Source organism: Caballeronia sp. BCC1704, assembly GCF_902833455.1.
Lineage (GTDB): Bacteria > Pseudomonadota > Gammaproteobacteria > Burkholderiales > Burkholderiaceae > Caballeronia.
In genome coordinates, this window is the sequence record NZ_CADFFT010000001.1 from 1,783,670 (window position 1) to 1,798,358 (window position 14,689).

General features: G+C 64.9%; 12 protein-coding genes. 7 read left to right on the forward strand and 5 right to left on the reverse strand.

The window, feature by feature from the left end; translation table 11 throughout:
* Nucleotides 1-84 precede the first annotated feature (84 nt).
* Nucleotides 85-4,122, forward strand: coding sequence for a phosphoribosylformylglycinamidine synthase (gene purL / locus HWX53_RS08345; protein ID WP_175940287.1), 4,038 nt, complete (start codon nucleotides 85-87; stop codon nucleotides 4,120-4,122).
* A gap of 138 nt (nucleotides 4,123-4,260) precedes the next feature.
* On the opposite strand, the gene HWX53_RS08350 is transcribed toward purL, so the two are convergent.
* From HWX53_RS08350 to HWX53_RS08370, 5 genes are all read right to left on the reverse strand, one after another.
* The gene (locus HWX53_RS08350; protein WP_175940288.1) at nucleotides 4,261-5,043 is read right to left on the reverse strand and encodes a peptidylprolyl isomerase; all 783 of its coding nucleotides are present in this window, start codon (nucleotides 5,041-5,043) and stop codon (nucleotides 4,261-4,263) included.
* A gap of 82 nt (nucleotides 5,044-5,125) precedes the next feature.
* Nucleotides 5,126-5,419 carry a BolA family protein gene (locus HWX53_RS08355; protein ID WP_175940650.1) on the reverse strand — a complete coding sequence of 98 codons (294 nt, stop codon included), beginning with the start codon at nucleotides 5,417-5,419 and terminating at the stop codon, nucleotides 5,126-5,128.
* Between the two features lie 17 nt (nucleotides 5,420-5,436).
* Nucleotides 5,437-5,973 carry a septation protein A gene (locus tag HWX53_RS08360; RefSeq protein WP_175940289.1) on the reverse strand — a complete coding sequence of 179 codons (537 nt, stop codon included), beginning with the start codon at nucleotides 5,971-5,973 and terminating at the stop codon, nucleotides 5,437-5,439.
* Nucleotides 5,974-6,113: 140 nt separating this feature from the next.
* A complete protein-coding gene (msrB, locus tag HWX53_RS08365; protein ID WP_175940290.1) occupies nucleotides 6,114-6,536 on the reverse strand; it encodes a peptide-methionine (R)-S-oxide reductase MsrB in 423 nt (140 codons plus the stop codon).
* 43 nt (nucleotides 6,537-6,579) lie between these two features.
* On the reverse strand, nucleotides 6,580-8,103 hold the full coding sequence (locus HWX53_RS08370; RefSeq protein WP_244140056.1) for a protein adenylyltransferase SelO: 1,524 nt from the start codon (nucleotides 8,101-8,103) through the stop codon (nucleotides 6,580-6,582).
* Nucleotides 8,104-8,293: 190 nt separating this feature from the next.
* Between HWX53_RS08370 and HWX53_RS08375 the strand changes: the two genes are divergently transcribed.
* The 6 genes from HWX53_RS08375 to HWX53_RS08400 all read left to right on the forward strand — a co-directional run bounded on the left by HWX53_RS08375 (nucleotide 8,294) and on the right by HWX53_RS08400 (nucleotide 14,673).
* Nucleotides 8,294-9,952: a 3-(methylthio)propionyl-CoA ligase gene (locus HWX53_RS08375; RefSeq protein ID WP_175940292.1), complete on the forward strand. Its 1,659-nt coding sequence runs from the start codon at nucleotides 8,294-8,296 to the stop codon at nucleotides 9,950-9,952.
* A 126-nt stretch (nucleotides 9,953-10,078) separates the two neighbouring features.
* Complete coding sequence (locus tag HWX53_RS08380) at nucleotides 10,079-12,163, forward strand: 3-hydroxyacyl-CoA dehydrogenase NAD-binding domain-containing protein (protein WP_175940293.1); 2,085 nt, start codon at nucleotides 10,079-10,081, stop codon at nucleotides 12,161-12,163.
* Between the two features lie 7 nt (nucleotides 12,164-12,170).
* Entirely contained in the window at nucleotides 12,171-12,803 is a 633-nt protein-coding gene (gene pncA, locus HWX53_RS08385; protein ID WP_175940294.1) for a bifunctional nicotinamidase/pyrazinamidase, read from the forward strand.
* A gap of 57 nt (nucleotides 12,804-12,860) precedes the next feature.
* Nucleotides 12,861-13,163 carry a Dabb family protein gene (locus tag HWX53_RS08390; protein WP_175940295.1) on the forward strand — a complete coding sequence of 101 codons (303 nt, stop codon included), beginning with the start codon at nucleotides 12,861-12,863 and terminating at the stop codon, nucleotides 13,161-13,163.
* Nucleotides 13,164-13,168: 5 nt separating this feature from the next.
* Complete coding sequence (locus HWX53_RS08395; RefSeq protein WP_175940296.1) at nucleotides 13,169-13,654, forward strand: PaaI family thioesterase; 486 nt, start codon at nucleotides 13,169-13,171, stop codon at nucleotides 13,652-13,654.
* A 14-nt stretch (nucleotides 13,655-13,668) separates the two neighbouring features.
* The gene (locus HWX53_RS08400; protein ID WP_175940297.1) at nucleotides 13,669-14,673 is read left to right on the forward strand and encodes an NADP-dependent oxidoreductase; all 1,005 of its coding nucleotides are present in this window, start codon (nucleotides 13,669-13,671) and stop codon (nucleotides 14,671-14,673) included.
* Nucleotides 14,674-14,689: the final 16 nt, after the last annotated feature.

Genomic DNA, 14,689 nt, shown 5'->3' on the forward strand with positions numbered 1-14,689 from the left:
TCACTCCGCCTCACGCCGCTTTCCCGCACTCGGCGCGCCGAGTGCCATCGAGCGGCTCACAGACGTCATCGACGCACCGTCACAATGGCCCATTTCTCGTGTTTCCCCGGCGCTTCGGCCCTCTCCGATTTCCGTCAGGCTCGTCTTCTCGAAACGCTCGCCCGCATCGACGCCAACATCGTCGGCGTGCGCGGACAATTCCTGCATTTCGTCAACGCGTCCGAGCCGCTCAGCGACGAGGACACGAACCGCATCCACGCGCTGATGCACTACGGCACGCCGTTCGCGGACCAGAAAGAGCGCGGCCATGTCGAGACGTTCCTCGTCGTGCCGCGCTTCGGCACGGTGTCGCCGTGGGCGAGCAAGGCGACCGACATCGCGCATCACTGCGGTCTGGCGCAGGTGCGGCGCATCGAGCGCGGCGTCGAGTATTCGGTCGTCATGAAAAGCGGGCTGCTCGGCGGCAAGAAGGCGTTGTCGGACGAGGCGCGCGCGCAGGTCGCGGCCGCGCTGCACGATCGCATGACGGAAAGCGTCGCGGCATCGCGCGATCAGGCGCTGCATCTCTTCGATGAACTGCCCGCGAAGCCGCTGCAGACGGTCGATATCATCGGCACCGGGCGCTCGGCGCTGGAAGCGGCGAACGTCGAACTGGGCCTCGCGCTGGCGGATGACGAGATCGATTATCTGGTGAACGCGTTCCAGAGCCTCGGGCGCAATCCGACCGATGTCGAATTGATGATGTTCGCGCAGGCCAACAGCGAGCACTGCCGCCACAAGATTTTCAACGGTGAGTGGACCATCGACGGCGAGAAGCAGGACATGTCGCTCTTCCAGATGATCCGCAACACCGAGAAGCTGAATCACGAAGGGACAGTCGTCGCGTATTCGGACAACTCGGCGATCATGCGGGGCGGCGTGGCGGAACGCTGGTTCCCGCGCGGCGAGAGCGAGCATTACGAGCGCCACGTCGAGCTGACGCACACGCTGATGAAGGTCGAGACGCACAATCACCCGACCGCCATCTCCCCGTTCGCGGGCGCGGCGACGGGCTCGGGCGGCGAAATCCGCGACGAGGGCGCGACCGGCCGCGGCGCGCGTCCGAAAGCAGGTCTTGCGGGCTTCACGGTGTCGAATCTGGACTTGCCCGATGCCCGTCAAAAGTGGGAAAACGCCCGCGACAGCGCCACGCCGCCGTCCGCGCGCAATCCCGCCGACACGCACGAGCCGTATGGCCGCCCGAACCGCATCGCTTCGCCGTTGCAGATCATGATCGACGGCCCGATCGGCGCGGCTGCGTTCAACAACGAATTCGGCCGGCCGAATCTCGGCGGCTACTTCCGCGCCTACGAGCAGAACGTCGGCGGCCGGGTGCGCGGCTATCACAAGCCGATCATGATCGCGGGCGGCATCGGCAATATCTCGGACCAGCACACGCACAAGCACGACTTGCCGGCCGGCACGCTCCTGATCCAGATCGGCGGACCGGGCATGCGCATCGGCATGGGCGGCGGCGCGGCTTCGTCGATGGCCACGGGCGCGAACACCGCCGAGCTCGACTTCGATTCCGTGCAGCGCGGCAATCCCGAAATCCAGCGCCGGGCGCAGGAAGTCATCAATGCGTGCTGGCAGATGGGCGAGCGCAACCCGATTCTGTCGATTCACGACGTCGGCGCGGGCGGCATCTCGAATGCGTTCCCCGAACTCGTCGACGGCGCGGGCAAGGGCGCGCGCTTTGAACTGCGCAAGGTGCAACTCGAAGAAAGCGGCCTGTCGCCGCGCGAAATCTGGTCAAACGAGGCGCAAGAGCGTTACGTGCTGGCCATCGCGCCCGCCGATCTGCCCGCGTTCGAAGCCATCTGCGCGCGCGAGCGTTGCCCGGTCGCGGTCGTCGGCGTCGCGACGGAGGAGCGTCAACTGAAGCTGATCGACGACGAGAATGAAGGCCAGCAGCCCGTCGACATGCCGATGGACGTGCTGCTCGGCAAGCCGCCGAAGATGCATCGCGACGTGAAGCGCGAGCGCGCGCAGTTCGAGCCGGTCGATGTCACCGGCCTCGCGCTATCGGAAGTCGCGCTCGACGTGCTGAAGCATCCGACGGTGGCGAGCAAGTCGTTCCTGATCACCATCGGCGACCGCTCGGTGGGCGGCACGACCGCGCGCGACCAGTTCGTGGGTCCGTGGCAGGTGCCCGTCGCCGACTGCGCGATCACGACGATGGACTACGCGGGCTTTCGCGGCGAAGCCATGACGATGGCCGAGCGCACGCCGCTCGCCGTCATCGACGCGCCGGCTTCCGGCCGCATGGCCGTCGGCGAAGCGGTGACCAACATCGCGTCCGCGCCGATCGAATCGTTGAACAAACTGAAGCTCTCCGCCAACTGGATGGCCGCGTGCGGCAGTCCGGGCGAAGACGCCGCGCTCTATGCGACGGTGAAGGCCATCGGCATGGAACTGTGTCCGGCGCTCGGCATCAGCATTCCGGTCGGCAAGGATTCGCTGTCGATGCGCACCAAATGGCAGGACGCGCGCGGCGCTCAGAAGGAAGTGGTGTCGCCGGTGTCGCTCATCATCTCGGCGTTCGCGCCGGTCCAAGACGTGCGCCGGCATCTGACGCCGCAGCTCGTCGCCGATACGAACACCGTGCTCATCGCGATCGATCTCGGGCGCGGGCGCAATCGCCTCGGCGGCAGCATTCTCGCGCAAGTCACGCAGCAGGTCGGCGACGCCGTGCCCGACGTGGACGACGCCGAAGACCTGAAGCGCTTCTTCGCCGCCATTCAGTCGCTCAATGCAGACGGCAAGCTGCTCGCGTACCACGACCGCTCCGACGGCGGTCTCTGGGCGACGGTCTGCGAGATGGCATTCGCCGGGCACGTGGGCGTGTCGCTGAACGTGGACATGCTGACGCTCGACGCCGAGCACGAATCCGACTACGGCGACGCCAAGGACTGGGCGAAGCAGACGAGCGGCCGCCGCGACGACCGCACCGTTCGCGCACTCTTCGCCGAGGAACTGGGCGCGGTCGTGCAGGTGCGCGCAGCGGACCGCGACGCGGTGCTCGCCGCGCTGCGCGAACACGGTTTGTCGGCGTGCTCGCATGTGATCGGCAAGCCGAACGAGCGCGATGCCGTCGAGATTTATCGCGACGCGAAGAAGATCTTCGATGCGCCGCGCGTCGAACTGCATCGCGCATGGAGCGAGGTGAGCTGGCGCATCGCGCGTCTGCGTGACAACCCGGCCTGCGCGGACGCCGAATACGACGCGCTGCTCGACGCGAGCGATCCGGGCCTTTCGCCGGTGCTCACGTTCGATCCGGCGGAAGACGTGGCCGCGCCGTTTATCGCGACGAACAAGCGCCCGCGCGTGGCGATTCTGCGCGAGCAGGGCGTGAACTCGCATCTGGAGACGGCTTACGCGTTCGACCGCGCCGGCTTCGACGCGCACGACGTGCACATGAGCGACCTGCTCGAAGGCCGCGCGACGCTCGCCGATTTCGCGGGCGCGGTGGCGTGCGGCGGCTTCTCGTATGGCGACGTGCTCGGCGCGGGCGAGGGCTGGGCGAAGACCATCCGCTTCAATCCGCGCCTCGCGGACATGTTCGCGGCATTCTTCGCGCGTCAGGACACGTTCGCGCTCGGCATCTGCAATGGCTGCCAGATGATGTCGAGCCTCGCGTCGATCATCCCGGGCGCGGAAAGCTGGCCGAAGTTCACGCGCAACAAGTCCGAGCAGTTCGAGGCGCGCTTCTCGCTGGTGGAAGTGCAGAGCTCGCCGTCCATCTTCTTCGCCGGCATGGAAGGCTCGCGCATTCCGGTGGCGGTCGCGCACGGCGAAGGCTTCGCGGACTTCTCGCAACACGGCGATGCCGCGAGCGCGCTCGTCGCGATGCGTTACGTCGATCATCGCGGCAACGCGACGGAGCAGTATCCGTTCAACCCGAACGGATCGCCGCAGGGCATCACATCCGTCACGACGCCCGACGGCCGCTTCACGGTGCTGATGCCGCACATGGAGCGCGTGCATCGCAATGTGCAGATGAGCTGGACGCCCGCCGAATGGACCACCGACGCGAGCCCGTGGCTGCGCGCGTTCCAGAACGCGCGGCGCTTCCTCGGCTGATCGCGCGTAAGCGTAAAGCAACGCCCCGGAGCTTCGGCTGCCGGGGCGTTTTCTTTTGGGTTCCGCCGTTTCAGAAGAAACAAAGCCGCCCGAGGGCGGCTTTGTTGTCTAATGCGCGGATTCGCGTGAGAAGGGCGATTACTTGATGACCGCCTTCTTGCGCAGATCCTCTTCGAACGCCTGCAGCTTCTCCTGCTGCATCTGCTGCGCGATCTGCGCCTTGACCTGATCGAACGGCGGCGGCGCGATGTCGCGGCTGTCGTCCAAACGGATGATGTGCCAGCCGAACTGCGTCTTGACCGGCGCGGCCGTGACTTCGCCCTTCTTCAGCTTTTCGGCCGCTGCGCCGAATTCCGGCACGTACGCCGACGGCGACGACCAGTCGAGATCACCGCCGTTCTTGCCCGATCCCGGATCCTTCGAATACTGCTTTGCGAGGTCTTCGAAGCTCGCGCCGCCCTTGATCTTCGCGATCAGGTCTTTGGCCTGCGCTTCGTTCTCGACGAGGATGTGATGCAGATGCAGTTCCTTGCCGCCGCCTTGCTGCTTCACGAGCTGGTCGTAACGCGCCTTGATCTCGGCGTCGGTCGGCTTGTTCTTCGCGAGGTAGTCTTCGATCATCGCGCGCAGCACGACGGTCTGCTGCGCGACGGCCAGTTGCGCCTTCACGTCCGGGCGGTTGGCCACGCCTTCGCGGGCGGCTTCCTGCATCAGGATTTCACGGTTGATCAGTTCTTCGCGCACGGCCTGTTGCAGTTGCGGCGAATCCTGCTGACCCTGCTGGACGAGTTGCTTCACGAGCGCATCGGCGCGCGCCGTGGGAATCGGCGTGCCGTTCACGACGGCGATGTTCTGCGCGAACGCGGGAGCCGCCGCGAACGCAGCCAGCAACACCCAGACACGGGTTTTTTTCAAAGTCATCGGAGGTTCCTAACTGAACGAACAGACTGAACAAACAGACGCCTTCAAAGGCGGGCTTAGCGAGATCGGGCCGAACCGCGATTTATTCGAATTGTTCTGCGAACTCTTGCGGCGTATAAGCCCGGATGGCGAGCGCGTGCACGCCGCGCCGCATTTCTTCGGCCAGCGCATCATACACCAGCCGGTGCCGCGCCACGCGCGCCTTGCCGGCAAAGCGTTCCGCGACGATCGTCACCGTGTAGTGACTGCCCGACGCCGCGCCGGTGTGGCCCGCGTGCGCGGCGCTGTCGTCCTCGATATGGACGGACTGCGGATCGAGCGCGGCGTTCAGGCGCGCTTCGAGATGCGCGATCTTGTCCTGCGCGCTTGCGGCCATGAAATCGAACGGAGCGGTCACTGGTTGTCCTCCTTCATATACTTCGCAAGCCAGAAACTCTGCGCGACGATGAACAGCACGAGACAGCCGGTCGCGCCGAAGAGCTTGAAGTTGACCCACTGGTCGGTGGTGAAGTGATAGGCGACGAAGAGATTCACGATGCCGAGCAGCGCGAAGAACACCGCCCACGCGATATTCAGCTGTCCCCATACGCGATGCGGCAGCACGATCTGCTTGCCCATCATCGCTTCGATCAGGTTCTTCCTGAAGCCGACTTGCGCGACGATCAGCGCGAACGCGAACAGCCAGTAAAGGGCAGTGGGCTTCCACTTGATGAACGTGTCGTTATGCAGCACGAGCGTCGCGCCGCCGAACACGACGACGACGCCGAGGCTCACCCACAACATCGGATCGACCTTGCGGTGCCGGAACGCGACCCACGCGATCTGCACGAGCGTCGCCGCGATCGCCACGGCCGTCGCCGTATAGATGCCCCATATCTTGAAAGCGACGAAAAAGAGGATGATCGGAAACAGATCGAACAGGAATTTCATTGGCGTCCGGAAATGAGGCGAATGGTGCGATGCGGGGCGCGATGACGCTAAACGAACGCCCGCTCGAAAGAGCGGGCGCGGGTCGGGCGTCGGCCACGAGCGAGTGTGCTAGGCCCGTGTCCGTTCAAGGCTGAGCCCGGTTACTTGGGTTCGAATTGTAGCGCAGCCGAATTGATGCAATACCGCAGGCCGGTGGGCGCGGGGCCGTCCTCGAACACATGGCCGAGATGCGCGCCGCAGTTCTTGCACTGCACTTCGATGCGCAGCATGCCGTGCGAGCGGTCGGTCTTTTCCTGGATCACTTCGCCGTTGATCGGCTTGAAGTAGCTCGGCCAGCCGCAGCCGGCGTCGAACTTGGTGTCGGATTCGAAGAGCGGCGTGCCGCAACACACGCAGTCATACACGCCGCGCTCGAAGTGATCCCAGTACTCGCCGGTGAACGGGCGTTCGGTCGCCGCGTGGCGCGTGACCTGATATTGCATCTCGTTGAGTTCACGGCGATAGACCGCGTCGTCCTTCTGCAGCGGATGCTCGGTGGCGCCGGGGGTGTCGTCTCGGTTCATGGTCTTCCTTTCGTTGCTCTGGGCTGTGTAGTTGGGGGCGGGCTCAGGAAGAACAACTCACTTCCAGATCGCTCGCCCAGTCCGGCGGCAGGCCGGCGTAAGCCTCGTTTTCGGATTGCTCGTCGAACGGGCGGCGCAGCACGTCGAGCAGGCGCGCGACTTCCGAGAAATCTTTCTCGCTCGCCTGCCGGATGGCTTGCTCGGCGAGATGATTGCGCAGCACGAACTTCGGATTCACGCGATTCATCGCCGCGGCGCGGGCCGCGTCGTCGCGCGATTCGTGCGCGAGCCGCTCGCGATACTGCACCGCCCAGGCGTCGAAGGCCGCGCGATCGAGAAAGAGATCGCGCACGGGCGCGTCGCCGGATGCATCCGCTTTTGCGAGCTTCGACAGATTGCGGAACGTCAGCGTGAAGTCCGCGCGATTCGAATGCATGATTTCCAGCAGGCCGTTGGCGAGCTTGTCGTCGCCTTCGCGCGCGGTTTCCAGACCCAGCTTTGCGCGCATCTTGTCTTCCAGCGCGGGCGCGAAGTACGTCTTGTAGCGCTCGAGCACCTTCTGCGCTTCCTCGACCACGCGTTCCGCGCGGCCTTCTTCCGGCAGCTTCGCGCCGAAGAGTGGCACAAGCGCCTGCGCGAGACAGAACAGGTTCCAGTACCCGACTTGCGGCTGCCGGCTATACGAATAGCGGCCTTGCGTGTCCGAGTGATTGCAGATGTGATGCGCGTTGAAGCCGTCCATGAAGCCGAACGGACCATAGTCGATGGTAAGGCCGAGAATCGACATGTTGTCGGTATTCATCACGCCGTGGCAGAAGCCCACGCCTTGCCATTGCGCCATGAGTTCCGCCGTGCGTCGCACGACTTCATCGAGCAGCGCGAGATACGGATCGTCGGCGTCGCGGCACTGCGGATAAAAGCGCTCGATGACGTGATCGGCCAGCGTCTTCAGATCGTCCACGCGCTCGTTCGCATAGAAGTGCTCGAAGTTGCCGAAGCGCACGAAGCTCGGCGCGATGCGCGTGGCGATCGCCGCCGTCTCGATGGTCTCCCGGCGCACCGGCAAGTCCGAACCGATGACGCCGAGCGCGCGCGTCGTCGGAATGCCGAGATGATGCATCGCCTCCGAGCACAGAAATTCGCGAATGGACGAGCGCAGCACCGCGCGGCCATCGCCCATGCGCGAATACGGCGTGCGGCCCGCGCCTTTCAGCTGCACTTCGAGACGCGCGCCGGCGCGCTCGACTTCGCCGAGCGTGAGCGCGCGGCCATCGCCCAATTGACCGGCCCACACGCCGAACTGATGCCCCGAGTAGACCGCGGCATAGGGCAGCGCCTCGGGCGGCCATTCACGCGTGGGATTGCCCGCGAAGTACGCGGCGAACGCCGCCGGTTCTTCCTCTGCGATGCGCGCGTCGAAGCCGAGCAGTTCGGCCGCCTCGCGCGACACGGCGACGACGTACGGATCGGGAACAGGTGTGGCGGGAAGGCGGGTGAGAAACGCGGGACCGAGCGAGGCGAACGAGCCGGGACGGTTGCTCTGGATCGACTCGGCAACTTCTTGCATCGACTGCGCGTAGAAATCGCGTTCATCGGCTGCGCCGGTCGTTGCGCGCACGGCATTGCTTGGGGAAAACGACATGTTGAGCGCCTCTGAGTTAAACGATATTGTAATTCCGCGCCCGCGGGCCTGCAGGGCGGCACTCGGGCAGCTGTCGGACCATCTTCGGACCATCCACTCGTCGAGGACTTCACACATGGCGTCGCCGCTTTACGGTCAGATGATGGACATTCCGCTGCTCGCGTCGTCATTGCTCTCGCATGCGGCGCGCCACTTCGGCGATACGGAGATCGTGTCGAAGCGCATCGAGGGCGACATTCATCGCTACACGTATCGCGATTGCGAGAAGCGCGCGAAGCAACTCGCTCAGGCGCTCGCCGCGCTCGGCGTCGGGCAGGGCGAGCGCATCGGCACGCTCGCGTGGAACGGCTATCGGCATCTGGAGTGCTATTACGGCGTGAGCGGCATGGGCGCCGTGTGCCACACCATCAATCCGCGGCTCTTTCCGGATCAGATCGCGTTCATCATCGATCACGCCGACGATTCATACGTCTTCTTCGACATGACGTTCGGGCCGCTCGTCGAACGCATCGCGCCGTATTGTCCGAATGTGAAGGGCTGGATCGCGCTCGGCGATGCGTCGTGCATCGCCGAACATCTCGGCGACATGAGCGTGCCGGTGATGAGCTATGAAAGCCTCATCGCGCCACAGGACGGCGTCTTCGAGTGGCCGGTGCTGGACGAACGGCAGGCCTCGTTTCTCTGCTACACGTCGGGCACGACAGGCAATCCGAAGGGCGCGCTGTATTCGCATCGCTCGACCGTGCTGCATGCGTACGCCGCCGCGCTGCCCGATGCGATGGGCGCTTCGTCGAGCGATGCCATTCTTCCCGTCGTGCCGATGTTTCACGTCAATGCCTGGGGCATTCCGCACGCCGGGCCGCTCGTCGGCGCGAAGCTCGTGTTTCCGGGCAAAGACCTCGACGGCAAGTCGCTCTATGAACTGATGGAAGCGGAAGGCGTCACGTATTCGGCGGGCGTGCCGACGGTTTGGCTCGGACTCCTGAATTATATGAAGCAGGCGGACAAGCGCTTCACGACGCTCAAGCGCACCGTGATAGGCGGCTCTGCGTGTCCGCCCGCGATGCTGCGCACGTTCGAAGAAGAATACGGCGTCGAAGTGATTCACGCATGGGGCATGACGGAGATGTCGCCGCTCGGCACGCTCGCGCGCCTGTCGTTCCGCCAGAAGCAGCGCTCGCCGGAGGAGCAGCGCGCATCGCGCGAGAAGCAGGGCCATGCGCTTTTCGGCGTGGACATGAAAGTGGTCGGCGACGACGGCCGCGAACTGCCGTGGGACGGCCAGTCGTTCGGCGATCTCTACGTGCGCGGGCCGTGGGTCATCGACCGCTATTACCGCCGCGACGAATCCCCGCTCGTCGACGGCTGGTTCCCGACCGGCGACGTCGCGACCATCGACGCCGACGGCTTCATGCACATCACCGACCGCAGCAAGGACGTGATCAAGTCGGGCGGCGAATGGATCAGTTCGATCGATCTGGAGAACATCGCGATGTCGCATCCGCAAGTGGCGGAGGCCGCGTGCATCGCGTGTTCGCATCCAAAGTGGACCGAGCGGCCGATGATCGTCGCCGTGCTGCGCCCGGGCGCGACGCTCACGCGCGACGAATTGCTCGCGTACTACGAAGGCAAGGTCGCGAAGTGGTGGATCCCGGACGACGTCGTGTTCGCCGACGAGTTGCCGCATACCGCCACGGGCAAGCTGCAGAAGGTGCGGCTGCGCGAGCAGTACCGCGAGCATGTGCTGCCGGTCGCGGAAGAAAAGGCGGTCTGATACGCCTGCGCCGCAGCGCGTGCCCGCTTGAATCGCATGCGGGCACAGCCGAATTGCACGGTCGTTCGCCTTTGTATATTCTTGCCCGATCGCCCACAATGAGCCATCACGCGAGAGGGAGCATCCATGGCAGTCGACTATACGATCCGCGAAGGTGTCGCCGTCATCACGCTCGACAACCCGCCGGTCAACGGGCTCGGACATTCGACGCGGCTTGGCATCGTCGAGGGCATCGAGCGGGCACGCAGCGATGCGTCGGTGTGCGCGATCGTGCTGATCGGCGCGGGCAAGGCGTTCTCGGGCGGCGCGGACATCATCGAATTCAATACGCCGAAGGCAACGCAGGAGCCGACGCTCGCGACCGTCATCAGGGCCGTCGAAGGCAGCGAGAAGCCGGTCGTCGCGGCGATCCACGCGGTCGCGATGGGCGGCGGGCTGGAACTCGCGCTCGGGGCGCACTACCGAGTCGCATTGCCGGGCGCGCAGATCGCGCTGCCCGAAGTGAAGCTCGGCCTGTTGCCGGGCGCGGGCGGCACGCAGCGTCTGCCGCGCGTCGTCGGACTCGAACGGGCGCTCGACATGATCGTGTCCGGCACGCCGGTGCGCTCCGAAAAGCTCGCCGACACGGCGCTCTTCGACGACATGGCGCAAGGCGATTTGCTCGATGCCGCCGTCGGCTTCGCGCGGCGCATGGCCGAACGAGGCGGTCCGCATCCGAAAGTGCGCGATCGCCCGATCGCACATGCTGACGCCGCGCGCTGCTTCGAGTCCGCGCGTCATGCGATTGCTGAGAAAGCCAGGCACTTTCCCGCGCCTCACAAGTGCATCGATGCCATCGAGATGGGCGCGAAGGAAGGCTTCGATCGCGGGCTCGCCTTCGAGCGCGAGTGCTTTCTCTTTCTCGTGCAGACGCCTGAGAGCCGCGCGCTGCGGCATGCGTTCTTCGCGGAGCGCGCGGCGAGCAAGATCGCCGACGTGCCCTCGAACACGCCGGTCCGGAAAATCGAACGCATCGGCGTGATCGGCGCGGGAACGATGGGCGGCGGCATCGCGATGAACTTCATCAACGCGGGCTTGCCGGTCGTGCTGCTGGAAACGAAACAGGACGCGCTCGATCGCGGCCTCGCCACCGTGCGGCGCAACTACGAAGCGCAGGTGAAGAAGGGCAAGCTCACGCAAGAACAGCTCGAAGCGCGCATGCAACTCGTGCATCCGACGCTCGACTACGCCGATCTCGCGCAAGCCGATCTGATCGTCGAAGCCGTGTTCGAAGACTTCGACGTGAAGGCGCAAGTCTTCCGCCAACTGGACGTGATTGCGAAGCCGGGCGCGATCCTCGCGTCGAATACGTCGACACTCGATCTCGACAAGATCGCCGCATTCACGCAGCGTCCCGGCGATGTGATCGGCATGCACTTCTTCAGTCCGGCCAACGTCATGAAGCTGCTCGAAGTGGTGCGCGGCGCAAAGACCGACAAAGACGTGCTCGCGACCGTCATGCAGCTCGGGCGAAAGATCGGCAAGACGGCGGTCGTGGCGCGCGTGTGCGACGGCTTTATCGGCAATCGCATGGTCGAGCAATATCTGCGGCAGGCGCTTTTCATGCTCGAAGAAGGCGCGCTGCCGGCGCAAATCGACCGCGCCATCGAAACCTTCGGCTTTGCTATGGGTCCGTTTCGCATGAGCGATCTGGCGGGCAACGACATCGGCTGGGCGATTCGCAAACGGCGCTATCGCGAGCAGCCGGAGATGCGCTATTCCGGCGTCGCGGACAGGCTGTGCGAGACGGGCCGCTTCGGACAGAAGACCGGCGCGGGCTGGTACGACTACGAAGCCGGCTCCCGCGAGGCGAAGCCGTCGCAGGCAGTGATTGAGATGATCGTCGCGTATTCGAAGGAACAGGGCATCGCGCGGCGGGACATAAGCGACGACGAGATCGTCGAGCGGCTCGTGCTGTCGCTCGTTAACGAGGGCGCGAAGATTCTCGAAGAAGGCATCGCGGCGAAGGCATCGGATATCGACATCGTGTATCTGACGGGTTACGGCTTTCCGCTATGGCGCGGCGGGCCGATGTTTTATGCCGACACGCTCGGCCTGCCGAACGTCGAGCGCGCCATGCGCAAGTACGCCGCGCAACGCAACGGCGAAGCGTGGCAGCCGGCTGCGCGCATCATCGAACTGGCGGCGAGCAACGGCCGCTTCAATGCATGAGTGCCGAATGAAATCAGCGGAAGAAGTGCTCCTTGTCGTCGACGCGCAGTACGACTTCATGCCCGGCGGCGCGCTCGCGGTCGCGCGGGGCGATGAAGTGGTGCCCGTCATCAACCGGCTCGCGAAGGCGTTCTCGCATGTGGTGCTGACGCAGGACTGGCATCCGGCGTCGCATGTGTCGTTCGCGGCGAATCACGCGGGACGCGCGCCGTTCGAAACCATCGCGATGCCTTATGGCGAACAGGTGCTCTGGACGCCGCATTGCGTGCAGGGCACGCAGGGCGCGGCGCTGCATCGCGACCTCGATGTGCCGCATGCGCGGCTGATCGTGCGCAAGGGACATCACGAGCGCGTCGACAGCTATTCGGCCTTCGTCGAGGCGGATCGCACGACGCCGACCGGACTCGCCGGCTATCTGCGCGAAGTTGGCGCGAAGCGCGTATGGCTCGCGGGACTCGCCACCGATTACTGCGTCGCGTGGTCCGCGCTCGATGCGCGCGCCGCGGGCTTCGAAGCGAGCGTGATAGAAGACGCGTGCCGCGCCATCGACCTGAACGGCTCGCTCGACCGCGCGTGGTCCGACATGCGCGCGGCGGGCGTCGCGCGGGTACGGTCGGACGATTTGCTGCGACAAGACTGATCGCGATTTTTGCTACGCTTGGCGCTTCGTTCGTTCATTCGCATTACAGGAGCCGCCGTGCTACGTCACATCGTCATGTGGAAGCTGAAGGAGTTCGCCGAGGGCGCGAATCGCGCGGAGAACGCGCAGAAGCTGAAGACCAAGCTCGAAACCTGTCGCAGCCTCGTAAAAGGGCAGGGACACTTCGAGGTCGGCATCGCGCAGCCGGGCTTCGACTGCACGTATGACGTGGTGCTCGTCTCGGACTTCGACGACACGGCCTCGCTGCACGCGTACCAGGTTCACCCGAAGCATCTCGCGGTGAAGGACTTCGTGGCGGCGGTTCGCGAAGCGCGTCAATGCCTCGACTACGAAGTGTGATCGCGATGACCGATACGCAAAAACAGCCCGCGAACCAGGCCATCGCAATCGAAAGCCCGTTCATCGACGCGCTCGGCGTGCAGCTCGTGAAAGCCGTCGATGGCGAAGGCGAAGTGCGCCTGCCGCTCAGCGAAGCGCATCTGAACACGTGGGGCATCGCGCATGGCGGCGTCACGATGACCTTGCTCGACGCGGCGCTCGCCATTGCGGCGCGCAGTGTCGCGGGCGATGGCGTCGGCGTCGTCACCGTCGAGATGAAGGTGAACTTCATGCAGCCAGGACGCGGCGAGTTGCGCGGCTACGGCCGCGTGCTGCATCGCTCCACGACGATGGCCTACTGCGAAGGCGAAATCCGCGACAGCGAAGGGCACTTCGTCGCGAAGGCGCTCGGCACGTTCAAGTACATGAAGCGGCTCGCGGTGGGCCGCGACGTCGTGCGTCAGAAACTGCGTTCGGACCCGGCGGCCACGCCCGGACCGAGCGACGCCTGATCAGGAGACTCCTTATGGCAAACGCCAACATCAATCGTCAGATACTGCTCGTTTCGCGTCCGCAAGGCGAAGCGTCGGCGGACAACTTTCGGCTGGTCGAAACGCCGCTCGCGCCGCTCGGCGAGGGTCAGGTGCGCGTGCGCAATCACTATCTCTCGCTCGATCCGTACATGCGCGGACGGATGAACGACACGAAGTCGTACGCGCCGCCGCAACCGCTCAACGAAGTGATGATCGGCGGAACAGTGGGCGAAGTGATCGAATCGCGCAATCCGGCGTTCAAGCCGGGCGACAAGGTCGTCGGCATGTTCGGCTGGCAGGAACACGGCACGTCCGATGGCAAAGGCATGCAAATCGTCGATACGACGCACGTGCCGCTTTCAGCTTATCTCGGGCCGGTCGGCATGCCGGGCGTGACGGCGTGGTACGGCCTGAACCGCATCATCGAGCCGAAGGCGGGCGAGACGGTCGTCGTATCGGCGGCGAGCGGGGCGGTCGGCAGCGTGGTCGGGCAACTCGCGAAAGCGGCGGGCTGCCGCGCGGTCGGCATCGCGGGCGGCGAGGAGAAGTGCCGCTATGTGGTGGAGACGCTCGGCTTCGACGCCTGCGTCGACTACAAAGCAGGCAATCTGCGCGACGATCTGAAGGCGGCCGCGCCGAACGGCGTCGACGGCTACTTCGAAAACGTCGGCGGCGAAGTGCTCGACGCGGTGCTCGCGCGCATGAACGCGTTCGGACGCATCGCGCTGTGCGGCATGATTTCCGGCTACGACGGCAAGCCCTTGCCGATGAAAGCGCCCGCGCTTTTGCTCACGCAGCGGCTGAAGCTGCAAGGGTTCATCGTCAGCGAGCACATGGACGTGTGGCCGCAGGCGTTGAACGAACTGGGCGCTGCGGTCGCGAGCGGAAAGCTCAAGTATCGCGAGACGATTGCAGAAGGCATCGAAAGCGCGCCGGAAGCGTTCCTTGGCCTGTTGCGCGGCAAGAACTTCGGCAAGCAACTCGTCAAGCTGATTTAACGACAGCAGAGGAATC

Bases quoted from the DNA above. Each gene is read 5' to 3' on its own strand.
- purL (WP_175940287.1), top strand. From the start codon at position 85: ATGGCCCATTTCTCGTGTTTCCCCGGCGCTTCGGCCCTCTCCGATTTC.
- HWX53_RS08350 (WP_175940288.1), bottom strand. From the start codon at position 5,043: ATGACTTTGAAAAAAACCCGTGTCTGGGTGTTGCTGGCTGCGTTCGCG.
- HWX53_RS08355 (WP_175940650.1), bottom strand. From the start codon at position 5,419: ATGGCCGCAAGCGCGCAGGACAAGATCGCGCATCTCGAAGCGCGCCTG.
- HWX53_RS08360 (WP_175940289.1), bottom strand. From the start codon at position 5,973: ATGAAATTCCTGTTCGATCTGTTTCCGATCATCCTCTTTTTCGTCGCT.
- msrB (WP_175940290.1), bottom strand. From the start codon at position 6,536: ATGAACCGAGACGACACCCCCGGCGCCACCGAGCATCCGCTGCAGAAG.
- HWX53_RS08370 (WP_244140056.1), bottom strand. From the start codon at position 8,103: ATGCAAGAAGTTGCCGAGTCGATCCAGAGCAACCGTCCCGGCTCGTTC.
- HWX53_RS08375 (WP_175940292.1), top strand. From the start codon at position 8,294: ATGGCGTCGCCGCTTTACGGTCAGATGATGGACATTCCGCTGCTCGCG.
- HWX53_RS08380 (WP_175940293.1), top strand. From the start codon at position 10,079: ATGGCAGTCGACTATACGATCCGCGAAGGTGTCGCCGTCATCACGCTC.
- pncA (WP_175940294.1), top strand. From the start codon at position 12,171: ATGAAATCAGCGGAAGAAGTGCTCCTTGTCGTCGACGCGCAGTACGAC.
- HWX53_RS08395 (WP_175940296.1), top strand. From the start codon at position 13,169: ATGACCGATACGCAAAAACAGCCCGCGAACCAGGCCATCGCAATCGAA.
- HWX53_RS08400 (WP_175940297.1), top strand. From the start codon at position 13,669: ATGGCAAACGCCAACATCAATCGTCAGATACTGCTCGTTTCGCGTCCG.